Consider the following 24,415-nt stretch of genomic DNA (forward strand, 5'->3'; position numbering starts at 1 on the left):
AGAAGGAGGGACATATTTCATGCGTGGTATTGACCCAAACAAACTTGAACTTGAAGAACGCGTAGTAACGATCAACCGTGTTGCTAAAGTTGTAAAAGGTGGACGTCGTTTCCGTTTTACTGCATTAGTAGTTGTTGGTGACAAAGATGGTCATGTAGGATTTGGTACTGGAAAAGCACAAGAAGTTCCAGACGCTATCCGTAAAGCAGTTGAAGACGCGAAGAAAAACTTAATAGAAGTACCAAGAGTTAAAGGAACTACTCCTCACCTAGTTGTAGGACACTTTGGTGCTGGATCTATTCTAGTTAAACCTGCAGCACCTGGTACAGGAGTTATTGCTGGTGGACCGGTTCGTGCGGTACTTGAATTAGCTGGTATTACTGATATTCTTTCTAAATCACTTGGATCTAACACACCAATCAACATGGTACGTGCTACAATCGAAGGTTTAACTCAATTAAAACGTGCTGAGGACGTTGCTAAATTACGTGGTAAATCAGTAGAAGAACTGTTAGGATAAGGGAGGGAAATTACAATGGCAACTAAATTAGAAATTACCCTTACTAGAAGCTTGATTGGTACTAAACCAGCTCAACGCAAAACAGTAGAAGCTCTTGGATTACGTAAAATGCATCAAACAGTAGAGCATCAAGACAATGCAGCTATCCGCGGGATGGTTGGCAAAGTAGCTCACTTAGTAACAACAAAAGAAATTTAAGGTTTATTTTAAGAATAAGGAGGTGCCACCATATGAAACTTCATGAGTTAAAACCATCAGAAGGATCTCGTTCATCGCGTAAGCGTATCGGACGCGGAATCGGTTCTGGAACTGGTAAAACATCAGGTAAAGGTCATAAAGGTCAAAACGCTCGTTCAGGCGGAGGCGTTCGTCCAGGATTTGAGGGCGGTCAAAACCCGTTATTCCGTCGTTTACCAAAACGTGGATTTACGAATATTAATCGTAAAGAATTCGCAATTGTGAACCTTGACACATTAAATCGTTTCGAAGAAGGCACAGAAGTTACACCTGCTTTATTAATCGAAACAGGTGTTGTGAGCAGTGAGAAATCTGGTATCAAGATTCTAGGTAATGGAACACTTGACAAGAAGTTAACTGTAAGAGCTCATAAATTCTCTGCATCAGCAAAAGAAGCAATTGAGAACGCTGGCGGATCAACAGAGGTGGTTTAATGTTTCAAACAATCTCCAACTTTATGCGTGTGAGAGATATTCGAAATAAAATCATTTTTACATTATTGATGTTAATCGTCTTTCGTATTGGGACATTTGTTCCGGTGCCTTACGTCGATGCCGATGTTTTAAAACAAACAGACCAAATGGGTTTGATTGGTTTCCTTAATACATTTGGTGGTGGAGCCCTTGCTAACTTTTCTATTTTAGCAATGGGTATCATGCCTTACATCACTGCATCCATCATTGTACAATTACTACAAATGGATGTTGTTCCGAAGTTTACAGAGTGGGCTAAGCAAGGTGAAGTCGGAAGACGTAAACTTGCACAATTTACTCGTTACTTCACAATTGTTTTAGCTTTTATTCAAGCGATTGCTATGTCATACGGCTTTAACCGTATGTATAGTGGTTCTTTAATAAAAGAAGACGGTATATTGACATACTTAGTTATTGCTGTTGTTTTGACAGCCGGGACTGCATTTTTAATGTGGTTAGGAGAGCAAATTACCGCTAAAGGTGTTGGTAATGGTATTTCTATTATTATCTTCGCTGGTATTGCTGCTGCCATTCCAAACGCAGTTAACCAAGTGTACGCACAGCAAATTGAAGGTGCAGGCGATGCACTGTTTATCAATATTGTAATAGTACTTTTACTTTTATTAGCGATTGTTGCGGTAACAGTTGGAGTAATTTACGTTCAACAAGCGTTGCGTAAAATTCCAATTCAATACGCGAAGCGTGTTTCTGGTACGACCCAAACGGGTGGTCAACAGACTCACTTGCCTTTAAAAGTTAATGCTGCGGGAGTAATTCCGGTAATTTTTGCTTCAGCGTTCCTTATGGCGCCTCAGTCAATCGTATTATTCTTCGGTCAAAATAATACTACCGATGCTATTACGAGAGCATTAGATTATACACAACCTATTGGTATGACAATTTATATTGCTTTAATCATTGCGTTTACTTACTTCTACGCGTTCATTCAAGTGAACCCGGAGAACGTAGCAGACAACTTGAAAAAGCAAGGTGCGTATATTCCAGGGATTCGTCCAGGGATCAATACACAAAATTATTTAACTAGCGTATTGTATCGATTAACTTTTGTTGGAGCTATATTCTTAGCTATCATTTCTATCATGCCGATGCTATTTGTGAAATATGCGGATCTTCCGCAGTCAGCACAGATTGGCGGTACAAGTTTGTTAATCGTGGTTGGGGTTGCACTCGAAACGATGAAACAGCTAGAATCCCAACTAGTTAAACGTCATTATAAAGGCTTTATGAAATAAGGTAGGTTTTTAGGAACGTTGGTGTTCCTAAAAATCAACTATATAGTCCTGGGGGGCATTTTCGTATGAATATCGTTTTAATGGGTTTACCTGGTGCTGGTAAAGGTACTCAGGCAGATAAAATTGTTGAGAAGTACGCAATCCCTCATATTTCTACAGGCGATATGTTTCGTGCAGCAATTAAAGATGGTACGGAACTAGGTTTGAAAGCAAAATCGTTTATGGATCAAGGTGCCTTGGTGCCCGATGAAGTTACGATTGGTATTGTCCGCGAAAGATTAAGTAAACCAGACTGTGAAAAAGGATTCCTGCTTGATGGTTTCCCTCGTACAGTTCCTCAAGCAGAAGCACTAGATGCTTTACTTTCGGAACTTGATAAATCTATTGAGCATGTGCTTAATATTCAAGTAGAACAAGAAGAATTGATCAAACGTCTAACAGGTCGACGCATTTGTAAAGAATGTGGAACTGCTTATCATTTAGTCTTTAATCCACCTGCCAAAGAGGGAGTATGTGACAAAGATGGTGGCGAGCTTTATCAACGTGCTGACGATAATCCGGAAACGGTAACTAACCGTCTGGAAGTAAATATGAAGCAAACACAACCTTTGCTTGATTTTTATGAAAACAAAGGTGTTTTAACTAATATAGATGGACAGCAGGATATTAAATTAGTATTCGCTGATCTTGATGCTCTGTTACAGGGCAACCGCATATAAATGCCCGGTGCCTGTCGCAGACGACTGAATACCCGGGTAGTATGCAAAGAACGAAAATGTTTTTTTCGAGAGCTGCAAAAGCATATTGCGCCCGGTATACGTTCGGAGGAAAAGAAATGCATCAAAAGCGGGGACTCCCTTGTCCACGTGCATTTTAAATACTTACGGGGTATAATGGGTTTCGTGGAAGCATCTGTGTAACGAACGGGTACTATGGAACTCATCCAACACATTCGTACGAACATGTTGACATGAGGGAGAGTCTACTCCGTGGATTGCTAAAAGCGAAACCTTACGAGTGTCTTTCGAACATCTCTCATGATTTCCAAACATATGCTTGAACGAATAGTTTCGTTCCTACTGAGGCTATACTAACAGCAAATTACGTTTGAGTATTGATGAGAACCTGATTTGTATATAGAAGGGAGACAGGGTTGATGGCGAAAGATGATGTAATTGAAGTCGAAGGAACAGTTGTTGAGACTTTGCCAAACGCGATGTTTAAGGTAGAATTAGAAAACGGTCATACGATACTTGCGCATGTATCGGGTAAAATTCGTATGCATTTCATTCGTATTTTACCTGGAGATAAAGTCACAATTGAACTTTCTCCTTACGATTTAACTCGCGGTCGTATTACGTACCGTTTTAAATAATAATCTTTTGCACTCCGGACTACTAAGGAGGTTAGGTTAGATGAAAGTGAGACCATCTGTGAAACCGATCTGCGAAAAATGTAAGGTAATTCGCCGACGCGGTAAAGTAATGGTAATCTGTGAAAATCCTAAACACAAACAAAGACAAGGATAATAAGAAGGAGGTGCACGACACATATGGCACGTATTGCTGGTGTTGACATTCCACGCGACAAACGCGTTGTTATTGCATTAACATACATTTTTGGAATTGGTAAAACGACTTCTCAAAAAGTATTAGCAGAAGCTGGTATTTCAGAAGAGACACGTGTACGTGATCTTACAGAAGACGAACTAAACAAAATCCGTGAACAAATCGGTGTATATAAAGTAGAAGGTGACCTTCGTCGTGAAGTATCACTAAACATTAAACGATTGATGGAAATCGGTTCATTCCGTGGTATCCGTCACCGTAGAGGCTTACCAGTACGCGGACAAAATACGAAGAACAATGCACGTACTCGTAAAGGTCCACGTAAAACAGTAGCTAACAAGAAAAAATAATCGGTAAAGGAGGTTTCTTCTTAACATGGCACGTAAACAACAAACACGTAAGCGTCGTGTGAAAAAGAATATCGAATCCGGTATTGCTCACATTCGCTCAACATTTAACAACACTATTGTGACTATCACAGACATGCAAGGAAATGCACTTTCTTGGTCAAGTGCTGGAGCTCTTGGATTTAGAGGTTCTCGTAAATCTACTCCATTTGCTGCACAAATGGCTGCAGAAACTGCTGCAAAGACTTCAATGGAACATGGTATTAAAACTTTAGAAGTAACTGTTAAAGGACCAGGTGCTGGTCGTGAAGCGGCAATCCGCGCACTTCAAGCTGCAGGTCTAGAAGTTACAGCAATTAAAGACGTAACACCAGTACCACATAATGGTTGCCGTCCACCAAAACGTCGTCGCGTTTAATAGGTGATACTCAACGTGTTTGAGAACATCATTTATTGTACAGACTGAGGATGTATTAACAGCAATCAGTTAACGATCGAATTCATGATGGAAAGAACCTATACATTCGATGTTTTGAGGGAGGGTAAATTGGAATGATCGAAATCGAAAAACCAAAGATTGAAAGTGTAGAAATCAGCGAAGGTACCAAGTTTGGTAAATTTGTTGTAGAACCGCTAGAACGTGGCTATGGAAATACTTTGGGAAATTCTTTACGACGCATCCTTCTGTCTTCTTTACCAGGAGCTGCAGTTACTTCTATTCAAATTGATGGCGTTTTACACGAGTTTTCAACAATTGAAGGCGTAGTGGAAGATGTAGCATCTATTATTATGAATGTGAAAAAACTAGCTTTGAAAATCTACTCTGACGAGGAAAAGGTCATTGAGATTGATGTTAAAGGTGAGGGAACGATTACTGCTGCTGACATTACACATGACAGTGACGTAGAAATTTTAAACCCGGAACTCTATATTGCTACAATCGGCAAAAATGGTCATTTCCGTATGCGTATGTACGCAGGTCGAGGCCGTGGCTACACTCCTGCTGTTCAAAACAAACGTGAGGATCTTCCTATCGGCGTAATCCCGATCGACTCTATTTATACTCCAGTTTCACGCGTGAATTTCCAAGTGGAAAATACTCGTGTTGGACAATTGTCCAACTTCGATAAACTAACACTTGATGTGTGGACAGATGGCAGCACAGGTCCTAAAGAGGCGATTTCTCTTGGAGCGAAAATTTTAACAGAGCACTTGAATATTTTTGTAGGGATGACTGACGAGGCTCAGACTGCTGAAATCATGGTCGAAAAAGAAGAAGATCAAAAAGAAAAAGTTTTAGAGATGACTATTGAAGAACTTGATCTTTCTGTTCGTTCTTATAATTGCTTAAAACGCGCTGGTATTAATACAGTACTTGAGCTTGCAAGCAAATCAGAAGACGATATGATGAAAGTAAGAAACCTTGGACGTAAATCTTTAGAAGAAGTAAGAGCGAAGTTAGATGAGCTTGGTTTAGGATTACGTAAAGAAGACTAAACGGGTTTTGATATAGCAAGACTTGAATTATTCACCAAAGGAGGGAAACATCCATGGGTTACAGAAAACTTGGACGTACAAGTTCTCAACGTAAAGCGATGTTACGTGACTTAACAACGGACCTAATTATCAATGAGCGTATTCAAACTACTGAAGCACGTGCAAAAGAATTACGTTCTGTTGTTGAAAAAATGATCACTTTAGGTAAACGCGGAGATTTACACGCTCGTCGTCAAGCTGCGGCTTATATTCGTCGTGAGGTCGTTGCTTCTACTGATGAAGAAGGAAACGAATCAACAATCTATGCTTTACAAAAATTGTTTGATGATGTAGCACCACGCTATGCTGATCGTCAAGGCGGTTATACTCGTATTATGAAAGCTGGACCTCGTCGCGGAGACGGAGCACCAGTAGTAGTAATTGAGTTAGTTTAATTTAATTTTCAGACGTTTATTCGTCTGCCAAATTGAAGAGGGTATTTGGTGGGATACTACCGCCCTCTTCTTTTTTCAAAGAGATTTATACGACAATTTAAAAGCAGAGTGTTACGATGAGCGGACTTCTCAAGTTCTTTGAACCTAAAGAAGTAGCGTCTCGTCTAGCTCTACGCACCTCATTTTTCAGATTGGTCTTGAGCAACCAATCTAGAAATAAGTTATAGAAGAGCGCATTTCTCAAAATGAGGTGCGCGCTTTTTTAATTTATCCCGCTTTAACACGCAGTAAAATTTTCGCTAAAGTATTTGGTCTACTCCCAAAACGTAAGTGGAGTTTAACTGCTCGTAAAAGCCCGAGGTAAAACCTGACGAATAAGACGCCACGTCGTATGGCTTCGACTGGGTGACTTGCTTCCTGCTAGCCCCGGGGCAATAGGATGTTGGTCACTTAGGCATTGCCGAAGGACGTTGCGTTGTTTCCCAGTTCAAATTTCAATCTGTTGGGGAAAGCCCCACAGATTGAAGTTTTACTTTATTGTAAAATGTTATAAAATATTAGCACAGCTGAGTTGAGCAGAGGAGGTAAAGGATGAAACGTGAAATTATTTCTTTACAGGAAGTTATATTTACATATGCCGAGGAAGATACAAGAATGCGACCGGCGATACAGAATGTGTCCTATACGATTAATGAAGGTGAATGGGTGGCGATTGTAGGCCATAATGGTTCTGGCAAATCGACATTAGCACGATTAATGAATGGTCTTCTATTTCCTCAGATGGGAACGGTACGAATTTTTGGAGAACCATTAAATGAACATAATTTATGGGAAACTCGCTCTAAAATGGGGATGGTATTTCAAAATCCAGATAACCAATTTGTAGGAGCAACCGTACAAGATGATGTTGCATTTGCATTAGAAAATAACGGAATCCCTTTTGAGGAAATGGTAGAACGAGTACAAGCCTCTTTAGTAAAAGTGAAAATGAGTGACTTTTTGAATAGCGAGCCACATCATTTATCGGGTGGGCAGAAACAAAGGGTTGCCATAGCTGGAGCTATTGCACTTCAACCGAGGATTTTATTGTTAGATGAGGCAACTTCCATGTTAGATCCACAGGGAAGAGAAGAGGTACTGCAAACAGTGCGCCAGTTGAGAGTAGAAACTGACTTAACGGTTATCTCTATTACGCATGATTTAGAAGAAGCGCTTCTCGCTGATCGCGTGATTGTTATGAATCAAGGAGAAAAGTATGCAGAGGGATCACCATATGAGATATTCGAGCGAGGTCAAGAGTTAATCGATTTGGGGTTAGATCTTCCTTTTGCGATGAATATGTCAAGACTACTGCGAGCACAAGGTGTGCAGGTTGTAGCAGACCATATGTCAGAAGAAGAGTTGGTGAATGATTTATGGACATCTCACTTCAACAAGTGAGTTACGCATATGCCAAGGATACACCATTTGAAAAAAGAGCTTTATATGATGTAGATTTACTTATTCCTTCAGGATCCTATCAAGCGATTATTGGTCATACAGGTTCAGGGAAATCTACAGTACTTCAGCATTTAAATGCGTTGCTAAAGCCCACAGAAGGTGTTATTCGCATTGGTAACACAGAAGTAGTAGCAGCTAAAAAGAATAAGAAATTACGAGAGATTAGGCAAAAAGTAGGGATTGTTTTTCAATTTCCAGAGCATCAATTGTTTGATGAAACAGTTTTAAAGGATATTATGTTTGGACCTATGAACTTTGGGGTGCCGGAAGAGGAAGCAAGGCAACGTGCTATAGATTTAGTACGATTACTTGGTTTGCCAGAAGAAGTAATGGAAAAGTCGCCGTTTGACCTGTCTGGAGGACAAATGCGAAGAGTTGCCATAGCTGGAGTCCTTGCGATGAATCCAGAAGTATTAGTACTGGATGAACCAACGGCAGGGCTTGATCCAAGAGGTCGTAAAGAAATAATGGAGCTGTTTTATCGACTTCATCAAGAAAAAGGTTTAACGACCGTTCTTGTAACGCATAGCATGGAAGATGCTGCTAGGTATGCAGATCGGATTGCTATTATGCATGGTGGCAAATGTGTGCTGCAAGGGTTACCGCAGGAGATATTCTCGGATGAGGATCGTTTAATGGATTATCGTTTAGAATTACCTCAATCTATTAAGTTTCAAAAGAAACTAGAAAAGATGATGGGTAAAAAGTTGCCAATACTTTGTTTAACAGAAGAAACTTTAGCAGAAGAACTAGCGCGCATGATGGAAAAGGAGCGTGAAATCTGATGCTTGAAAAAATGATATTCGGTCGCTATATTCCAGGAGACTCTTTTATTCATCGTTTAGATGCTCGGGCAAAGCTGATATTCGTGTTCTTATTTATTATGGTTGTCTTCATTGCAAATGACTGGATTACTTATGGAATTTTACTACTGTTTACTTTTTTAATTATACGATTATCAAAAATTAGGCTATATTTTTTGATTAACGGATTAAAGCCTGTTGTGTTTTTAATCATATTTACGTTTTTATTGCATCTGATTTTCACTCGCGAAGGTTCAATTATCTTTGAATGGAGGTTTATCAAGATTTACGAGGAAGGATTGAAGCAAGGAATTTTCATATCCATCCGCTTTACCGTACTCGTTGTTTTGACGTCTATTCTTACATTAACTACAACACCTATTTCGATTACAGATGCATTAGAAATTTTGTTAAATCCATTAAAAAAATGGAAGCTGCCTGTACATGAATTGGCTCTTATGATGTCTATTTCGTTGAGATTTATACCGACTTTGATGGATGAGACAGATAAGATTATGAAAGCACAGATGGCAAGAGGTTCTGATATGACAACAGGTAGTATGAAGGAGAGGATGAATGCGATTGTTCCGCTTCTAATACCTTTGTTTGTTAGTGCGTTTAAACGTGCGGAGGATTTAGCCACTGCAATGGAAGTAAGAGGCTATAAAGGCGGCGAGGGTCGTACAAGGTACCGAAAGTTAGAATGGGCTACGAGAGACACGCTAATCATCCTTTGTCTTGTCATACTAGCCGCAATACTGATTTACTTTAGAAAATGATAAGGAGGTGTTAGCGTGAGACTTCGAGCGATTATTAGCTATGATGGCAGCCAGTTTTCCGGTTATCAGGTTCAACCGGGAAAACGAACTGTTCAAGTGGAGATAGAACGTGTCTTAGAAACAATTCATAAAGGTGCTGTTGTAAAAATTGTTGCGAGTGGTAGAACAGATGCTGGTGTACATGCAACGGGACAAGTTATTCACTTTGATAGTCCGTTAACATTCCCCTTAGATCGTTGGCGCACAGCTTTAAATGTTCAACTGCCTAGAGATATTCGTATTTTATCAATTGAGCAGGTACCGGATGATTTTCACTCTAGATACCATGCTGTTGGAAAGACATATCGTTATATTTGGTCACTTAGTGAAATACATAGTCCATTTGAGCGTGATTTTTCGGTACATGCCGATCGATATAAACCAGATATTGTATCTATGCAAGAAGCAGCCGGGCATTTATTGGGGACCCATGATTTTTCAAGTTTTTGTGCAGCTAAAACGAATGTAAATGATTTTGTAAGAACTATCTATTCTATTAACTTTGAAGTGAAAAAAGAAACACAACAACTTCATATGGTTATTAGCGGAAGTGGGTTTTTATATAATATGGTGCGTATTATTGCAGGAACATTATGGGAAGTTGGAATTCGAAAAAAAACTGTGGAAAGTATTCCAGAAATCCTATTATCATGTGCTCGAAAGGAAGCAGGGAAAACCGCTCCAGCACACGGTTTGTACCTTGAAAAAGTAGCTTATGAGTGACGAAACAACATCACCAGGTGTTTTACGAAAAATACTTGACTATTTGTTCCATTCGGGGTATGATGATGTATGGTATTTCTAAACCCCACAATATAAGCCCCGAAACTTATTGGTATGAGGATATAGAAAATTTTAGATCGATTATGATTGAATTAGGAGGACAAAATACATGCGTACAACATTCATGGCTAAAGGTCACGAAGTAGAACGTAAATGGTTAGTAGTAGACGCTGAAGGCCAAACTCTTGGTCGTCTAGCTTCAGAAGTTGCAGCTATTTTACGTGGTAAAAACAAACCAACATTCACACCGAACGTTGACACAGGTGATCACGTGATCATTCTTAATGCAGAAAAAATTCATTTAACTGGGAACAAGCTAAATGACAAAATTTACTACCGTCACACTCAATTCTCTGGTGGACTTAAACAACGTACAGCTTTAGAAATGCGTACTAAGTACCCAACGAAAATGCTTGAGTTAGCGATTAAAGGAATGCTTCCTAAAAACTCTTTAGGACGTCAAATGTTCAGTAAGCTTCACGTTTACACTGGAGCAGAACACCCACATGCAGCACAGAAACCAGAAGCATACGAGCTTCGCGGATAATAATTAAGAGGAGGACATTCACTTGGCACAAGTTCAATATATCGGCACTGGTCGCCGTAAAAGTTCAGTAGCACGTGTACGTTTAGTACCGGGCGAAGGAAAAATCGTTATCAACAAACGTGACGTAGAAGATTACGTACCATACGAAACTTTACGTGAAATCATTAAACAACCATTAGTAACTACTCAAACTTTAGGTAGCTACGATGTACACGTAAACGTTAATGGTGGTGGATTCACAGGACAAGCAGGAGCAATCCGTCATGGTATTGCACGTGCACTACTTACAGTAGATCCTGATTTCCGTCCAGCATTGAAATCAGCAGGATTCTTAACACGTGATCCACGTATGAAAGAACGTAAAAAACCAGGACTTAAAGGCGCTCGTCGTGCACCTCAGTTCTCAAAACGTTAATCTTATATTATCAGTTCAAAGCACTTCTCGAGATTTCTCGAGGAGTGCTTTTTTTGTCATGTGAGAAGAAAGATGATTGTCAAAATGTTGAAAAAGTGATTGTATGTATATTTTGAGAGGTGTATATTTAGGAAACGATAATACATTGGGAGGAGAGGAGTAAATGGAATTTACCTCGCAAAGATTAATTTTTCGTCCCTATGAGCAAGGAAACTTTGCCTTTTTATGTTCGATGTTAAATGATCCAGAGATGATGCAGTACATAGGGAATGGTAAAACACGAAATATAGAAGAAGCACATGCATTTTTAGAAAGGATTCAGAGTCACTATGAGAAAAACGAAGAGTTTGGCTTAAAGATGCTTATTCGTAAAAAGGATGGAATTCCAGTGGGCCATGCTGGAATAATACCGCAACAAATTAATGACGTGGATGAGTTAGAAATTGGTTATTGGATCGCTAGAGAATTTTGGGGAAATGGTTATGCAACAGAAGCAGCTAGTACTTTACTTAAAAGAGGAGTTAATCGGTTAGGTATAGATCGTCTGATTTCTCTTATTCAGCCGGAAAACACAAAGTCCAGTAATATAGCCATCAAAAATGGAATGCACTTAGAGAAAGAAGTAATTTTAAAAGGCAAGGCAGTTAGTGTGTATACATATATAAGTAAATAATGATGTAGAAAGAAAAAGAGGAAATGTATGAGAAGTAAATTTAATATTGTAACGAGCACAATTCTTGTTAGTATTTTTATCGCACGTTTTGGAACATTTTTAGTGTTGCCTTATTTAACACTTTTTTTGCTCGATGAGTTTCATTATTCGGGCGTGCAAATTGGAGTGATTATATCGACACTGGCTCTATCTAATTTAGTGATGAGCTTTTTTGTAGGACCATATATTGATAAGTACCCTAAGAATAAAGTCATCATTGTAGGACTCCTTGGATATTTAGGGTGTTATTTCTATTTCCCTTTCATTGAGCATTATGCAGGTTTTATCGCATTTGCTGCTTTGCTTGGAGCGAGTCAGGCAGTTGTGGAGCCAACGTACCGAGTATTGCTGAGTTTATATACAGAGCCAGAAAATCGTCGGTTAATATTTAATATCCGCTATTTTTTGATTAATATATCTGCTGCAATTGCCCCACTGACTTCTGTGTATTTCCAACAGTATGGAATGGAGAATTTGTTTTTTATAGTAGGTCTTATTTTCTTGCTTAATATATGGACGTTCGTCATTATATTTAAAAAGTACCCGTTAAAAAAGGAACCTACTAGCGTAACGAAGACATCAATCTTTCATTCTTTTCATGTCTTTAAAAGGGATACCGCTTTTTCCTTTTTTGTGTTGGCATTAATCTTTATTAGTTTTGGCTACAGTCAGTTTGACTCCACATTCAGTCAATACTTAGGAAAGTCCTTTGATCATGAACTAGCGATACAATATTTTGCATGGCTCATAACTACAAATGCTATTACCGTATTAGTTATTCAATACTTTGTCTATAAGCTCGGAGAATTGATCAGCACGACTACTTCTTTAATGATTGGAAGTGGGTTATTATCCATAGGCTTATTTTCCTTTGGGCAGAGCGACTCGATTTTATGGCTGTTAGTTGCGATGGTTATTTTCACAGCAGGTGAAGTCTTGGTGTTTACAATGGTGGATATCCATTTGGATGGAATGTGTGAGGATCATGAGAAGGGTACTTATTTTGCTCTTTCAGGTGTAAAGTCAGTAGGTCGAATTGCAGGTCCGAGCCTTGGTGGTTTTTTGCTAGATGCGATGAGTAGTGGTGCGATGGTCTTTTTCATTATTTCATTTGTCACGTTAATGGCAATCCCATCGTTCTATTATAGCTCAAAAATACGTGGACAATTCTAATCATACTCTTTGTCCGTTGTACGTATAATGAGTGAAAAAGGAGCGATGAACCTGAAAAAGTGGCTAATTATCTTGGTTTTGTTTTTGATATCCCTTCTTGTAGTTGTGTATGGAACAAAAGCGAGTGATATTGGTTTCTTCTTACCCGAACCAATGAGTGGAGTGAAGATTGTTCTTGATCCAGGGCATGGAGGAATTGATGGAGGAGCTAGTAGTGGAGATACCGTTGAGCGAGATATTACGCTTGCTATGTCTCTAATGTTAGAGAAAAAGTTAAAGGCGCAAGGTGCTACAGTGGTCATGACACGCAGTAAAGAAGGAGATGCAATTGCGGAGCATAGACCAGATGAAGATTTTCCGACCACAAGAGCTAGAAAACGTGCAGATTTATTGTTACGTGAAGAAATTATGAATAACTCAGAGGCGGACTTGGTCATTAGCCTGCATGTGAATGCAGTTCCAGAGGAAAGATGGAGAGGGGCTCAGGTTTTCTATCATGCAGAAGGACACGCGGGTGGAGAACTATTAGCCAAATCTATTCAAGGATCTATTCGAGAAAATATCGGAAACACAGAGCGAGAGGCACTGGCGATTAAACAGGTATATATATTGAAGAAAGCAAATGCTCCAGCAGTGTTAGTAGAAACAGGCTTTTTAAGTAATGATGAAGAGCGAGAATTATTAAAATCTGAAAAGTATCAGAAACAAATGGTGGAAGCTATTTCAGAAGGTGTAGTTAAATTTGTAGAGGATAATATTTACTAAGACTATCTAACGTATGTAGACACTCGATTATGGTATACTATAAGGCGAATAGTTAAACTTAAGGGGAGTGTCTACAGATGATTAATGAGCAACAAGTTCGTGCTTTGATAGGAGCATTAAACGACCCATTTTTACATAGAACACTAGAAGAAACAAACGGGATTTCGGAAGTGTCTATTAAAGAAGAAAAGAATCATGTGAGTGTAAAACTAGCTATAGCTAAGATAAATTCAGCAGAACAAATGCAACTACAAGGGAAAGTCGTAGAAGTATTGAAAGAAGCTGGAGCAGCAACAGTAGGTATTCGTTTTGAAGAGCTACCAAAAGAAGTAATGGAGCAATTCCGAGGGAAAACAAAAGAAAGTGATAACGAAAACCTTTTATCGCCAAATAGCAAAGTGAAGATTATTTCGATTGCGTCTGGTAAAGGTGGAGTTGGTAAGTCTACTGTATCCGTTAACTTGGCAGTTGCACTTGCACGTATAGGTAAAAAAGTAGGACTTGTAGATGCAGATATTTATGGATTTAGTGTACCTGATATGATGGGCGTAAAAGACATTCCGCAAATCATAGAGGACCGTATAATCCCTGTAGAACGTAAAGGCGTTAAAGTTATCTCTATGGGCTTCTTTGTAGAGAACAATACACCAGTTGTATGGCGTGGACCAATGCTTGGAAAAGTATTAGACCAATTTTTCAAGGATGTTGAATGGGGTGAACTAGACTTTTTGCTCCTAGATTTACCACCAGGTACTGGAGATGTGGCTTTAGACATTCACCAAATGCTGCCTGCGTCTAAAGAAATTGTCGTAACAACTCCGCATCCTACAGCGGCATTCGTTGCTGCTAGAGCCGGGGCGATGGCACTTCAAACAGATCATGAAATTCTTGGAGTAATCGAAAATATGTCGTGGTACGAATCAAAATCAACAGGCGAAAAAGAATTTGTATTTGGTAAAGGTGGCGGACCAAAGCTTGCCGAAGAACTTCGCACAGAATTACTTGGGCAACTACCTCTAGGGCAGCCGGACTGGAATGATATCGATTTCGCACCATCAGTTTATGGAGAAACACATAATACGGGAAAAATTTATTTGGAAATTGCACAAAAAATTATCGAAAAAGCATAAAAAAGAGGCCGTTTCCAAAGAGGAGCGGCCTTATTTTTCTTCCTCTTTCTTCTTCTCTTCTTCAGAAGAACCTGCTTCTCCTTCTCCACCTTCAGCTCCACCGCCAGCTTTTTCTGTTTTGCCACCAGCTTCTTCCACTAATTTCTGCCACTTAGCTTGCAGTAACGGACTTTGGATAGTTTCTTCTACAACCTTTTGCATTTCTTTTCGCATATCGCTCGATTCCAATACCTTAGCTAATTCTTTTTTCATCTCGGCTGAACCAAAAAAGGTCTCTAAATCCTTTAAATAAGTAGGATCCTTCATTAAGGCTTTCATCAATTCTTCTTGTTGCTTTACCATACTCTTTGCCATTGTCTCTGAAAACTTTGGATCCGAATAAACTTCTTTCCAAAAATCCTCTGCTTCTTTTGAAAGCATTGTCTGTTCAACAGATGTCTTTACTTGTTCACTGTCTAATACTAGAAGTTCTTTGAATTGAGGATCTGACAATAATGTTCGAATTGCCTTTTTTCCATCCTCTGTTTGCAGAGCATCGATGAACATTTTCTTATTCTCTTCATAAGAAGGCTGAGCAGCGGGAGAACTACAGCTAGCAAGAAGTCCAAGACACATTAATAAGAGTGCAAAGTATTTCATATCCGTCACCGTCCTTTCGATTATTGTTCACATTTGGTTTGGAAATATGTATAGTCAGAAGGAAGAAATAGATTTTTCTTAAAAGGCTTGTTACAATTTACAAAGGAAATAGAAAAGATGGAGGAAATCTCGCTGTGACTATTCGAAATTGGTTTAAATTCTTTCTGAATGCCTTGTTAATCGGTGGTTTAGTAACAGGTATTTTTGGTTTATTTATACGTTGGGACGATGCTTTTTCTACATATTTTGAAGCAGGACAATGGAGTGAATTCTTTGCAGCATTTGCCTTTATGGTAGTAATGGGTTTTACGATTAGTGTCATTGCACAAATGGGTTACTTTGCCTATTTAACGATTCACCAGATGGGAGTCAATATTTTTAGAACTCTTACTTTGTGGAACTGGGTACAGTTATTGATTATTGCATTTGTTATTTTTGATTTAATTATGTTCCGTTTTCGACCAAATGCTGAAACTACCGGACAAATATGGCTATATGTTATCTTACTTGCGGCCTTAATCATTACCTCAGTAGTCGTGGCAATTATTAAAGCAAATCTCACGAAAAAGCATGCGCTTATATCGGCTTTGTTCTTTATGATTGTTGTCTCCACTCTAGAGTGGCTTCCGGTATTAATGGTACGAGCTGACAATGTAGATAGTTGGGTTACGTTGTTATTATTCCCGATTCTTGCAGTTAATGCATACCAATTACTGGCGCTTCCAAAATATAATGCGAAGTCAGAAGTTGATCGTTTGAAATTAGAGGAACGCAGAAAAAAAAGAAGAGAAGCGGCATCGACTAAGAATTAATAAAAGTTGCTCTGACTACAAGTCAGGGCAACTTTTATATTTATATAAATTATTCTGGATAAGTTTTGGTTTTTACTTTTAAACCAAAGATATTTTGTTCAATGCTGATAATTTCTTTAGACTGAACATACTTTGTCAGTTGCTGTATATCTATCCGTTCTTCCTGATGTAGAGGAATAGTGAGAATGTCGCCTTTTTCAAGCCCAGGAACTTTATCGGTCCAGTACTTACTAGAGCTGAGTAAATTAACTTCCTGTTCCCAAGCCTTTTTTTGCAACTCAATAGGAAAATCATAATCGATTGTTCTAAACCAAAGTGGACTTTCACCAATTGCTTGTTCAAAACGTTCAACTTCTTTTTCAAACAAAGTCGGATTTTCCAAATAAGTTGCTCCACTTTTACCCAAAAGACTAATAGGTACATTTTTTTCTTTCATGACCTCTATAATATCCTCAGAGCGTTCAATCCAATCAATACTTATAAAAAAATGAGGGTAAGGAGCTTGCAGATCATTTACAAGTTTTTCTATATCATCCTTTCCAAAAGTTAAATCTATCGTAATTGTATTACCATACGAACCTTTAGAAATAACAGTAGGTTTTTCTGTAAGCTGAAAAACAGGGAGCAGCGAAGAAAAATTTTTCGGTACATTAAACAAAAACAATCCCAAAACTATCAATAAACCAACTAATAAAGCCTTTGTTTTCAAAGAAACACACACCTTTTCAAATCGTTTTAATTAATTTTATGATTTAGTGTTGACATTAATGTTAAAAAGATGTTAAGATACAAAGGTCGCTGAAACAAGACGACAACTTAAACAACATGAACATTGAAAACTGAACATGCAAAACGTTAAGACATACAGCTTATCAGCTAACTTGTTAGAATGATAAGCAAAACAATTTTGACATCATTTAATGATGATGCCAGCAAAACAAAATGAGCTTTTTAAGTTCTCTATTATGGAGAGTTTGATCCTGGCTCAGGACGAACGCTGGCGGCATGCCTAATACATGCAAGTCGAGCGAATGACGAAGAAGCTTGCTTCTTCTGATTTAGCGGCGGACGGGTGAGTAACACGTGGGCAACCTGCCCTGTAGATTGGGATAACTCCGGGAAACCGGGGCTAATACCGAATAATCCATTTCCTCACATGGGGAAATGTTAAAAGACGGTCTCGGCTGTCACTACAGGATGGGCCCGCGGCGCATTAGCTAGTTGGTGAGGTAACGGCTCACCAAGGCGACGATGCGTAGCCGACCTGAGAGGGTGATCGGCCACACTGGGACTGAGACACGGCCCAGACTCCTACGGGAGGCAGCAGTAGGGAATCTTCCACAATGGACGAAAGTCTGATGGAGCAATGCCGCGTGAGTGAAGAAGGTTTTCGGATCGTAAAACTCTGTTGTGAGGGAAGAACAAGTACGAGAGTAACTGCTCGTACCTTGACGGTACCTCATTAGAAAGCCACGGCTAACTACGTGCCAGCAGCCGCGGTAATACGTAGGTGGCAAGCGTTGTCCGGAATTATTGGGCGTAAAGCGCGCGCAGGCGGTCCTTTAAGTCTGATGTGAAATCCCACGGCTCAACCGTGGAAGGTCATTGGAAACTGGGGGACTTGAGTACAGAAGAGGAAAGCGGAATTCCAAGTGTAGCGGTGAAATGCGTAGAGATTTGGAGGAACACCAGTGGCGAAGGCGGCTTTCTGGTCTGTAACTGACGCTGAGGCGCGAAAGCGTGGGGAGCAAACAGGATTAGATACCCTGGTAGTCCACGCCGTAAACGATGAGTGCTAAGTGTTAGGGGGTTTCCGCCCCTTAGTGCTGCAGCTAACGCATTAAGCACTCCGCCTGGGGAGTACGGTCGCAAGACTGAAACTCAAAGGAATTGACGGGGGCCCGCACAAGCGGTGGAGCATGTGGTTTAATTCGAAGCAACGCGAAGAACCTTACCAGGTCTTGACATCCCGCTGACCGCTCTAGAGATAGAGTTTTCCCTTCGGGGACAGCGGTGACAGGTGGTGCATGGTTGTCGTCAGCTCGTGTCGTGAGATGTTGGGTTAAGTCCCGCAACGAGCGCAACCCTTGATCTTAGTTGCCAGCATTCAGTTGGGCACTCTAAGGTGACTGCCGGTGATAAACCGGAGGAAGGTGGGGATGACGTCAAATCATCATGCCCCTTATGACCTGGGCTACACACGTGCTACAATGGACGGTACAGAGGGTCGCAACCCCGCGAGGGTGAGCAAATCCCATAAAACCGTTCTCAGTTCGGATTGTAGGCTGCAACTCGCCTACATGAAGCCGGAATCGCTAGTAATCGTGGATCAGCATGCCACGGTGAATACGTTCCCGGGCCTTGTACACACCGCCCGTCACACCACGAGAGTTTGTAACACCCGAAGTCGGTGGGGTAACCCTTACGGGAGCCAGCCGCCGAAGGTGGGACAGATGATTGGGGTGAAGTCGTAACAAGGTAGCCGTATCGGAAGGTGCGGCTGGATCACCTCCTTTCTAAGGATAATATCGGAATACAGATCTTTATCTGTATCTTAACGTTTTGCAGTTCAGTTTTGAATGTTCATTTTTATATGAAGATTCAACGCTTGTTCTTTGAAAACTGGATAAAACGACATTGAAACAATAAACAACAAGAAATTCTGTTGTGATTATTTACGTAATCATGACGTGTAAGACTTTTTAACTTTTAGGTTAAGTTAATAAGGGCGCACGGTGAATGCCTTGGCACTAGGAGTCGACGAAGGACGGCACTAACACCGATATGCTTCGGGGAGCTGTAAGTGAGCTTTGATCCGGAGATTTCCGAATGGGGAAACCCACTGTTCGTAATGGAGCAGTACATTTGCGTGAATACATAGCGCATCTGAGACACACCCAGGGAACTGAAACATCTAAGTACCTGGAGGAAGAGAAAGAAAAATCGATTCCCTGAGTAGCGGCGAGCGAAACGGGAATAGCCCAAACCAAGAGGCTTGCCTCTTGGGGTTGTAGGACACTCTACATAGAGTTACAAAGGAATGAGTTAGACGAAGCGATCTGGAAAGGTCCGCAGGATAGGGTAAAAGCCCCGTAGTCCAAAATTCATTCTCTCTTGAGTGTATCCTGAGTACGGCGGAACACGTGAAATTCCGTCGGAATCCGGGAGGACCATCTCCCAAGGCTAAATACTACCTAGTGACCGATAGTGAACCAGTACCGTGAGGGAAAGGTGAAAAGCACCCCGGAAGGGGAGTGAAATAGATCCTGAAACCGTGTGCCTACAAGTAGTTAGAGCCCGTTAATGGGTGATAGCGTGCCTTTTGTAGAATGAACCGGCGAGTTACGATTACATGCAAGGTTAAGTTGAGAAGACGGAGCCGCAGCGAAAGCGAGTCTGAATAGGGCGAATGAGTATGTGGTCGTAGACCCGAAACCAGGTGATCTACCCATGTCCAGGATGAAGGTAAGGTAACACTTACTGGAGGTCCGAACCCACGCACGTTGAAAAGTGCGGGGATGAGGTGTGGGTAGCGGAGAAATTCCAATCGAACCTGGAGATAGCTGGTTCTCTCCGAAATAGCTTTAGGGCTAGCCTCAAACGTTAGAATCTTGGAGGTAGAGCACTGTTTGGACTAGGGGCCCATCCCGGGTTACCGAATTCAGACAAACTCCGAATGCCAATGATTTATGTTTGGGAGTCAGACTGCGAGTGATAAGATCCGTAGTCAAGAGGGAAACAGCCCAGACCACCAGCTAAGGTCCCAAAGTATTTGTTAAGTGGAAAAGGATGTGGCGTTGCTTAGACAACCAGGATGTTGGCTTAGAAGCAGCCATCATTTAAAGAGTGCGTAATAGCTCACTGGTCGAGTGACGCTGCGCCGAAAATGTATCGGGGCTAAACAAATCACCGAAGCTGTGGATTGATACCTTTGGTATCAGTGGTAGGAGAGCGTTCTAAGGGCGTTGAAGTCAGACCGGAAGGACTGGTGGAGCGCTTAGAAGTGAGAATGCCGGTATGAGTAGCGAAAGACGGGTGAGAATCCCGTCCACCGTATGACTAAGGTTTCCTGAGGAAGGCTCGTCCGCTCAGGGTTAGTCGGGACCTAAGCCGAGGCCGATAGGCGTAGGCGATGGATAACAGGTTGATATTCCTGTACCACCAAACCACCGTTTGAGTAATGGGGGGACGCAGAAGGATAGGGTAAGCATGCTGTTGGTTATGCATGTCCAAGCAGTAAGGTGTGAATGTAGGCAAATCCGCATTCTATAACATTGAGCTGTGATGGCGAGGACGTATGTCCGGAGTTCCTGATTTCACACTGCCAAGAAAAGCCTCTAGCGAGGTGATAGGTGCCCGTACCGCAAACCGACACAGGTAGTCGAGGAGAGAATCCTAAGGTGAGCGAGAGAACTCTCGTTAAGGAACTCGGCAAAATGACCCCGTAACTTCGGGAGAAGGGGTGCTCTTTAGGGTGAATAGCCTTGAAGAGCCGCAGTGAATAGGCCCAGGCGACTGTTTAGCAAAAACACAGGTCTCTGCAAAACCGTAAGGTGAAGTATAGGGGCTGACGCCTGCCCGGTGCTGGAAGGTTAAGAGGAGTGCTTAGCGCAAGCGAAGGTGCGAATTGAAGCCCCAGTAAACGGCGGCCGTAACTATAACGGTCCTAAGGTAGCGAAATTCCTTGTCGGGTAAGTTCCGACCCGCACGAAAGGCGTAACGATCTGGGCACTGTCTCAACGAGAGACTCGGTGAAATTATAGTACCTGTGAAGATGCAGGTTACCCGCGACAGGACGGAAAGACCCCGTGGAGCTTTACTATAGCTTGATATTGAATTTTGGTGCAACTTGTACAGGATAGGCAGGAGCCATAGAGCCCGGAGCGCCAGCTTCGGAGGAGGCGTCGGTGGGATACTGCCCTGGTTGTATTGAAATTCTAACCCATACCCGTAACCCGGGTAGGAGACAGTGTCAGGCGGGTAGTTTGACTGGGGCGGTCGCCTCCTAAAGTGTAACGGAGGCGCCCAAAGGTTCCCTCAGAATGGTTGGAAATCATTCGAAGAGTGTAAAGGCAGAAGGGAGCTTGACTGCGAGACCTACAAGTCGAGCAGGGTCGAAAGACGGGCTTAGTGATCCGGTGGTTCCGCATGGAAGGGCCATCGCTCAACGGATAAAAGCTACCCCGGGGATAACAGGCTTATCTCCCCCAAGAGTCCACATCGACGGGGAGGTTTGGCACCTCGATGTCGGCTCATCGCATCCTGGGGCTGTAGTCGGTCCCAAGGGTTGGGCTGTTCGCCCATTAAAGCGGTACGCGAGCTGGGTTCAGAACGTCGTGAGACAGTTCGGTCCCTATCCGTCGTGGGCGTAGGAAATTTGAGAGGAGCTGTCCTTAGTACGAGAGGACCGGGATGGACACACCGCTGGTGTACCAGTTGTTCTGCCAAGAGCATCGCTGGGTAGCTATGTGTGGACGGGATAAGTGCTGAAAGCATCTAAGCACGAAGCCCCCCTCAAGATGAGATTTCCCATTACGCAAGTAAGTAAGATCCCTCAAAGACGATGAGGTAGATAGGTTCGGGGTGGAAGCGTGGCGACACGTGCAGCTGACGAATACTAATCGATCGAGGACTTAACCAAATTTGTTTCAGTTCCAATGTCGTTTATCCAGTTTTGAGTGAACAAACACTCTATATATGAGGGTTTCAAGATACAAGCAGTGCTAGGAAACAAGTGAGAGAAAGAAGGAACGTACTAACGTACGTGACTGACGGATCGAATGAAGTTGACAACGCAATGCGCCGTATATTGAAAGCCGAATGAGTCTAGTGATGATGGCGAAGAGGTCACACCCGTTCCCATACCGAACACGGAAGTTAAGCTCTTCAGCGCCGATGGTAGTTGGGGGTCTCCCCCTGTGAGAGTAGGACGTCGCTGGGCACCAAAGAAAAGTCGTTACCGAGTAATTGGTAGCGGCTTTTTTGTGTTAAAAAATAAGCCGTAGGTAGTCTATCTCTATAAGAAAGTATGCGAGAAAGTAGAGGGGCAAAGAGTTCAAGGAAGCAAGTGAGAGAGACTCGGAGCGTATAACATACGCGATAATTGAACGAGTGCGGCTGACAAAAAAATCTGCCGCCCCTCTGCTTTCGCAGCCCCGGCCACAGAAGTAAAGCTCTTGCGCCGATGGTAGTTGGGGGTCTCCTCCTGTGAGAGTAGGACGTCGCTGGGCACCAAAGAAAAGTCGATACCGAGAGATCTCGGTATCGACTTTTTGTATGGATTTGAGTACATAGATAGTCAAAAATGGCTGGATATAAATGTTACTTTAAATATCAAAAAAGAATATTCTTTTTACTACCTTCACATTGGTCTAGTTATGAATAAGTATAGTCTCTTGTAATTAGTGAAGACGTTGTATAACACACGATGATAGGCATGATTGTGTAAATTCATTTCCCAATAGGAGAATTCTCTTGCCGTAAAATAGGGATATAAGCTATAAAAGAATACTTTTTATCAATTCTTTAAATACAGACTTGAAATTTTAAAAAGAGTTGCTATAATTATATTTGTACTTTAAATAGATAAACGTTCCGAAGTAGCTCAGTGGTAGAGCAATCGACTGTTAATCGATCGGTCGTAGGTTCGAGTCCTACCTTCGGAGCCATTTTTTTGTCTTTGCTTCCATAGCTCAGTAGGTAGAGTGCTTCCATGGTAAGGAAGAGGTCACCGGTTCAAATCCGGTTGGAAGCTTCACTACAATTTATTTAAGGAAAAAACTTGTCCTAATGTCAGATATATGATATTATAGTTCTTGTCTGGTTTTGACATAAACAAGCAGTATTTTTATCTGAATGAATAATAGTAGTTCAAGATGGAAAACTATAGTGTACTAGTATTTTTTAAACCCAGGAGGATTAGCTCAGCTGGGAGAGCATCTGCCTTACAAGCAGAGGGTCGGCGGTTCGAGCCCGTCATCCTCCACCATTATATTTAAATTTAGCTTTGGAGGGGTAGCGAAGTGGCTAAACGCGGCGGACTGTAAATCCGCTCCTTAGGGTTCGGCGGTTCGAATCCGTCCCCCTCCACCAGTTATTGGGGTATAGCCAAGCGGTAAGGCAATGGATTTTGATTCCATCATGCCCTGGTTCGAATCCAGGTACCCCAGCCAACCGTATTCTGATATAAAAATTACATGGGGCCTTAGCTCAGCTGGGAGAGCGCCTGCCTTGCACGCAGGAGGTCAGCGGTTCGATCCCGCTAGGCTCCATAAATATTATAGTAAAACTCTTTCAACCCATAGTTGAAAGAGTTTTTTTTTGCAAGAAAAAATACTTTTCAATATAGCGTAGTTTCCTTTATGATGAAATAAAAAAAGTGAGGTGGCTGTTTTGAGTGAGATATTAACTTATGGGGATGTGACTTTACGTCCAATACTAGTTTCGGATTATGAACTATTGTGGAAATTGTATGAACCGGAGATATTTGAATATATGTTAAATAAGATTGAAAGCAAAGAACAGCTAGAACAATGGCTGAATGCTGGAATTTATCAAATGAATGTGGCAAAAACTGCTTTGGCATTTGTAGTAGTAAATACAGATACGAAAGAAATTATGGGCACCACTCGTATTTATGGGGTGGATCAGACAAATTATAGCTGCGAGATAGGCTCTACTTTCTATGGGAAACAATATCAGCGTACGCACGTAAATACAACATGTAAGTACTTACTGTTAAAGTATTGCTTTGAGCAAATAGGTATGATTCGAGTTCAGTTTAAAACAGATGAATTGAATCTGTCTTCTCAAAGGGCAATCGAACGAATTGGCGGTAAAAAAGAGGGTATACTGCGTAATGAACGAATACGATCTAACGGCTCTGCTCGAAATGCGGTTGTATACTCAATCATTGAAAGTGAATGGTCGGAAGTGAAATACAAGCTTGTTCAATTAATGAATAAATATTCGTAATTATGCTTGGTTGAG

General features: G+C 41.3%; 25 protein-coding genes, 6 tRNA genes and 3 rRNA genes. 32 read left to right on the forward strand and 2 right to left on the reverse strand.

Going from position 1 to position 24,415, the window contains the following annotated elements; genetic code table 11:
• The first annotated feature begins 19 nt into the window (after positions 1-19).
• The 21 genes from rpsE to MKY37_RS11425 all read left to right on the forward strand — a co-directional run bounded on the left by rpsE (position 20) and on the right by MKY37_RS11425 (position 14,975).
• A complete protein-coding gene (gene rpsE, locus MKY37_RS11325; protein WP_090567863.1) occupies positions 20-520 on the forward strand; it encodes a 30S ribosomal protein S5 in 501 nt (166 codons plus the stop codon).
• 15 nt (positions 521-535) lie between these two features.
• Positions 536-718 carry a 50S ribosomal protein L30 gene (rpmD, locus tag MKY37_RS11330; RefSeq protein WP_090567866.1) on the forward strand — a complete coding sequence of 61 codons (183 nt, stop codon included), beginning with the start codon at positions 536-538 and terminating at the stop codon, positions 716-718.
• Positions 719-750: 32 nt separating this feature from the next.
• Positions 751-1,191, forward strand: coding sequence for a 50S ribosomal protein L15 (rplO, locus tag MKY37_RS11335; protein WP_093062500.1), 441 nt, complete (start codon positions 751-753; stop codon positions 1,189-1,191).
• The gene (gene secY, locus MKY37_RS11340; RefSeq protein WP_340777088.1) at positions 1,191-2,483 is read left to right on the forward strand and encodes a preprotein translocase subunit SecY; all 1,293 of its coding nucleotides are present in this window, start codon (positions 1,191-1,193) and stop codon (positions 2,481-2,483) included. Before rplO ends, secY begins: the two co-directional genes overlap by 1 nt.
• Before the next feature lie 65 nt (positions 2,484-2,548).
• Positions 2,549-3,202: an adenylate kinase gene (locus tag MKY37_RS11345; protein WP_340777089.1), complete on the forward strand. Its 654-nt coding sequence runs from the start codon at positions 2,549-2,551 to the stop codon at positions 3,200-3,202.
• 437 nt (positions 3,203-3,639) lie between these two features.
• The gene (gene infA / locus MKY37_RS11350) at positions 3,640-3,858 is read left to right on the forward strand and encodes a translation initiation factor IF-1 (RefSeq protein WP_016429904.1); all 219 of its coding nucleotides are present in this window, start codon (positions 3,640-3,642) and stop codon (positions 3,856-3,858) included.
• Positions 3,859-3,898: 40 nt separating this feature from the next.
• Positions 3,899-4,012, forward strand: a complete 114-nt coding sequence (gene rpmJ, locus MKY37_RS11355; RefSeq protein ID WP_003247619.1) for a 50S ribosomal protein L36 — start codon at positions 3,899-3,901, stop codon at positions 4,010-4,012.
• A 23-nt stretch (positions 4,013-4,035) separates the two neighbouring features.
• Complete coding sequence (gene rpsM / locus MKY37_RS11360) at positions 4,036-4,401, forward strand: 30S ribosomal protein S13 (protein WP_090567879.1); 366 nt, start codon at positions 4,036-4,038, stop codon at positions 4,399-4,401.
• 25 nt (positions 4,402-4,426) lie between these two features.
• Positions 4,427-4,816: a 30S ribosomal protein S11 gene (rpsK, locus tag MKY37_RS11365; protein WP_090567882.1), complete on the forward strand. Its 390-nt coding sequence runs from the start codon at positions 4,427-4,429 to the stop codon at positions 4,814-4,816.
• Between the two features lie 134 nt (positions 4,817-4,950).
• Positions 4,951-5,895, forward strand: coding sequence for a DNA-directed RNA polymerase subunit alpha (locus MKY37_RS11370; protein WP_340777092.1), 945 nt, complete (start codon positions 4,951-4,953; stop codon positions 5,893-5,895).
• 53 nt (positions 5,896-5,948) lie between these two features.
• The gene (gene rplQ, locus MKY37_RS11375) at positions 5,949-6,329 is read left to right on the forward strand and encodes a 50S ribosomal protein L17 (RefSeq protein ID WP_090567888.1); all 381 of its coding nucleotides are present in this window, start codon (positions 5,949-5,951) and stop codon (positions 6,327-6,329) included.
• A gap of 591 nt (positions 6,330-6,920) precedes the next feature.
• A complete protein-coding gene (locus tag MKY37_RS11380; RefSeq protein WP_340777096.1) occupies positions 6,921-7,769 on the forward strand; it encodes an energy-coupling factor ABC transporter ATP-binding protein in 849 nt (282 codons plus the stop codon).
• Entirely contained in the window at positions 7,745-8,614 is an 870-nt protein-coding gene (locus MKY37_RS11385; protein WP_340777099.1) for an energy-coupling factor ABC transporter ATP-binding protein, read from the forward strand. Before MKY37_RS11380 ends, MKY37_RS11385 begins: the two co-directional genes overlap by 25 nt.
• Positions 8,614-9,411, forward strand: a complete 798-nt coding sequence (locus MKY37_RS11390; RefSeq protein ID WP_340777101.1) for an energy-coupling factor transporter transmembrane component T family protein — start codon at positions 8,614-8,616, stop codon at positions 9,409-9,411. Before MKY37_RS11385 ends, MKY37_RS11390 begins: the two co-directional genes overlap by 1 nt.
• A gap of 15 nt (positions 9,412-9,426) precedes the next feature.
• A complete protein-coding gene (truA, locus tag MKY37_RS11395) occupies positions 9,427-10,173 on the forward strand; it encodes a tRNA pseudouridine(38-40) synthase TruA (RefSeq protein ID WP_340777103.1) in 747 nt (248 codons plus the stop codon).
• Between the two features lie 169 nt (positions 10,174-10,342).
• Complete coding sequence (gene rplM / locus MKY37_RS11400; protein WP_090567905.1) at positions 10,343-10,780, forward strand: 50S ribosomal protein L13; 438 nt, start codon at positions 10,343-10,345, stop codon at positions 10,778-10,780.
• 22 nt (positions 10,781-10,802) lie between these two features.
• Entirely contained in the window at positions 10,803-11,195 is a 393-nt protein-coding gene (rpsI, locus tag MKY37_RS11405; RefSeq protein WP_144512714.1) for a 30S ribosomal protein S9, read from the forward strand.
• A 163-nt stretch (positions 11,196-11,358) separates the two neighbouring features.
• Positions 11,359-11,868, forward strand: a complete 510-nt coding sequence (locus MKY37_RS11410; protein ID WP_340777110.1) for a GNAT family N-acetyltransferase — start codon at positions 11,359-11,361, stop codon at positions 11,866-11,868.
• A 27-nt stretch (positions 11,869-11,895) separates the two neighbouring features.
• Positions 11,896-13,080: an MFS transporter gene (locus tag MKY37_RS11415; RefSeq protein WP_340777112.1), complete on the forward strand. Its 1,185-nt coding sequence runs from the start codon at positions 11,896-11,898 to the stop codon at positions 13,078-13,080.
• 51 nt (positions 13,081-13,131) lie between these two features.
• Positions 13,132-13,845 (forward strand): N-acetylmuramoyl-L-alanine amidase, encoded by a 714-nt coding sequence (locus MKY37_RS11420; protein ID WP_340779911.1) that lies wholly within the window; start codon positions 13,132-13,134, stop codon positions 13,843-13,845.
• Positions 13,846-13,922: 77 nt separating this feature from the next.
• The gene (locus MKY37_RS11425; RefSeq protein WP_340777114.1) at positions 13,923-14,975 is read left to right on the forward strand and encodes an Mrp/NBP35 family ATP-binding protein; all 1,053 of its coding nucleotides are present in this window, start codon (positions 13,923-13,925) and stop codon (positions 14,973-14,975) included.
• 30 nt (positions 14,976-15,005) lie between these two features.
• On the opposite strand, the gene gerD is transcribed toward MKY37_RS11425, so the two are convergent.
• Entirely contained in the window at positions 15,006-15,614 is a 609-nt protein-coding gene (gene gerD, locus MKY37_RS11430) for a spore germination lipoprotein GerD (RefSeq protein ID WP_340777115.1), read from the reverse strand.
• A gap of 134 nt (positions 15,615-15,748) precedes the next feature.
• Here gerD and MKY37_RS11435 point away from each other — a divergent pair, with 134 nt between their 5' ends.
• Entirely contained in the window at positions 15,749-16,426 is a 678-nt protein-coding gene (locus MKY37_RS11435; RefSeq protein ID WP_340777116.1) for a KinB-signaling pathway activation protein, read from the forward strand.
• Positions 16,427-16,475: 49 nt separating this feature from the next.
• Here the strand turns inward: MKY37_RS11435 and MKY37_RS11440 are convergent, their stop codons facing one another.
• Positions 16,476-17,135 (reverse strand): hypothetical protein, encoded by a 660-nt coding sequence (locus tag MKY37_RS11440; RefSeq protein ID WP_340777119.1) that lies wholly within the window; start codon positions 17,133-17,135, stop codon positions 16,476-16,478.
• Positions 17,136-17,388: 253 nt separating this feature from the next.
• Between MKY37_RS11440 and MKY37_RS11445 the strand changes: the two genes are divergently transcribed.
• The 10 genes from MKY37_RS11445 (at position 17,389) to MKY37_RS11490 (ending at position 24,400) form a co-directional block, all read left to right on the forward strand.
• A 16S ribosomal RNA gene (locus MKY37_RS11445) occupies positions 17,389-18,942 on the forward strand.
• Between the two features lie 196 nt (positions 18,943-19,138).
• A 23S ribosomal RNA gene (locus MKY37_RS11450) occupies positions 19,139-22,067 on the forward strand.
• Between the two features lie 184 nt (positions 22,068-22,251).
• A 5S ribosomal RNA gene (rrf, locus tag MKY37_RS11455) occupies positions 22,252-22,367 on the forward strand.
• Together the 16S, 23S and 5S rRNA genes form the textbook arrangement of a ribosomal RNA operon.
• A gap of 652 nt (positions 22,368-23,019) precedes the next feature.
• Positions 23,020-23,094 (forward strand) — tRNA-Asn (locus MKY37_RS11460).
• A gap of 13 nt (positions 23,095-23,107) precedes the next feature.
• A tRNA-Thr gene (locus MKY37_RS11465) sits at positions 23,108-23,180 on the forward strand.
• Between the two features lie 158 nt (positions 23,181-23,338).
• Positions 23,339-23,414, forward strand: a tRNA-Val gene (locus tag MKY37_RS11470).
• A gap of 20 nt (positions 23,415-23,434) precedes the next feature.
• A tRNA-Tyr gene (locus MKY37_RS11475) sits at positions 23,435-23,518 on the forward strand.
• A 5-nt stretch (positions 23,519-23,523) separates the two neighbouring features.
• A tRNA-Gln gene (locus MKY37_RS11480) sits at positions 23,524-23,598 on the forward strand.
• Positions 23,599-23,624: 26 nt separating this feature from the next.
• Positions 23,625-23,697, forward strand: a tRNA-Ala gene (locus MKY37_RS11485).
• Between the two features lie 112 nt (positions 23,698-23,809).
• Positions 23,810-24,400: a GNAT family N-acetyltransferase gene (locus MKY37_RS11490; protein ID WP_340777121.1), complete on the forward strand. Its 591-nt coding sequence runs from the start codon at positions 23,810-23,812 to the stop codon at positions 24,398-24,400.
• Positions 24,401-24,415: the final 15 nt, after the last annotated feature.

The sequence above is a fragment of the Psychrobacillus sp. FSL K6-2836 genome (assembly GCF_038003085.1).
Classification (GTDB): Bacteria; Bacillota; Bacilli; order Bacillales_A; family Planococcaceae; genus Psychrobacillus.

Excerpts from the sequence above, each read along its gene's own strand:
- rpsE (WP_090567863.1), top strand. The coding sequence starts at position 20 with ATGCGTGGTATTGACCCAAACAAACTTGAACTTGAAGAACGCGTAGTA.
- rpmD (WP_090567866.1), top strand. The coding sequence starts at position 536 with ATGGCAACTAAATTAGAAATTACCCTTACTAGAAGCTTGATTGGTACT.
- rplO (WP_093062500.1), top strand. The coding sequence starts at position 751 with ATGAAACTTCATGAGTTAAAACCATCAGAAGGATCTCGTTCATCGCGT.
- secY (WP_340777088.1), top strand. The coding sequence starts at position 1,191 with ATGTTTCAAACAATCTCCAACTTTATGCGTGTGAGAGATATTCGAAAT.
- MKY37_RS11345 (WP_340777089.1), top strand. The coding sequence starts at position 2,549 with ATGAATATCGTTTTAATGGGTTTACCTGGTGCTGGTAAAGGTACTCAG.
- infA (WP_016429904.1), top strand. The coding sequence starts at position 3,640 with ATGGCGAAAGATGATGTAATTGAAGTCGAAGGAACAGTTGTTGAGACT.
- rpmJ (WP_003247619.1), top strand. The coding sequence starts at position 3,899 with ATGAAAGTGAGACCATCTGTGAAACCGATCTGCGAAAAATGTAAGGTA.
- rpsM (WP_090567879.1), top strand. The coding sequence starts at position 4,036 with ATGGCACGTATTGCTGGTGTTGACATTCCACGCGACAAACGCGTTGTT.
- rpsK (WP_090567882.1), top strand. The coding sequence starts at position 4,427 with ATGGCACGTAAACAACAAACACGTAAGCGTCGTGTGAAAAAGAATATC.
- MKY37_RS11370 (WP_340777092.1), top strand. The coding sequence starts at position 4,951 with ATGATCGAAATCGAAAAACCAAAGATTGAAAGTGTAGAAATCAGCGAA.
- rplQ (WP_090567888.1), top strand. The coding sequence starts at position 5,949 with ATGGGTTACAGAAAACTTGGACGTACAAGTTCTCAACGTAAAGCGATG.
- MKY37_RS11380 (WP_340777096.1), top strand. The coding sequence starts at position 6,921 with ATGAAACGTGAAATTATTTCTTTACAGGAAGTTATATTTACATATGCC.
- MKY37_RS11385 (WP_340777099.1), top strand. The coding sequence starts at position 7,745 with ATGGACATCTCACTTCAACAAGTGAGTTACGCATATGCCAAGGATACA.
- MKY37_RS11390 (WP_340777101.1), top strand. The coding sequence starts at position 8,614 with ATGCTTGAAAAAATGATATTCGGTCGCTATATTCCAGGAGACTCTTTT.
- rplM (WP_090567905.1), top strand. The coding sequence starts at position 10,343 with ATGCGTACAACATTCATGGCTAAAGGTCACGAAGTAGAACGTAAATGG.
- MKY37_RS11410 (WP_340777110.1), top strand. The coding sequence starts at position 11,359 with ATGGAATTTACCTCGCAAAGATTAATTTTTCGTCCCTATGAGCAAGGA.
- MKY37_RS11415 (WP_340777112.1), top strand. The coding sequence starts at position 11,896 with ATGAGAAGTAAATTTAATATTGTAACGAGCACAATTCTTGTTAGTATT.
- MKY37_RS11425 (WP_340777114.1), top strand. The coding sequence starts at position 13,923 with ATGATTAATGAGCAACAAGTTCGTGCTTTGATAGGAGCATTAAACGAC.
- gerD (WP_340777115.1), bottom strand. The coding sequence starts at position 15,614 with ATGAAATACTTTGCACTCTTATTAATGTGTCTTGGACTTCTTGCTAGC.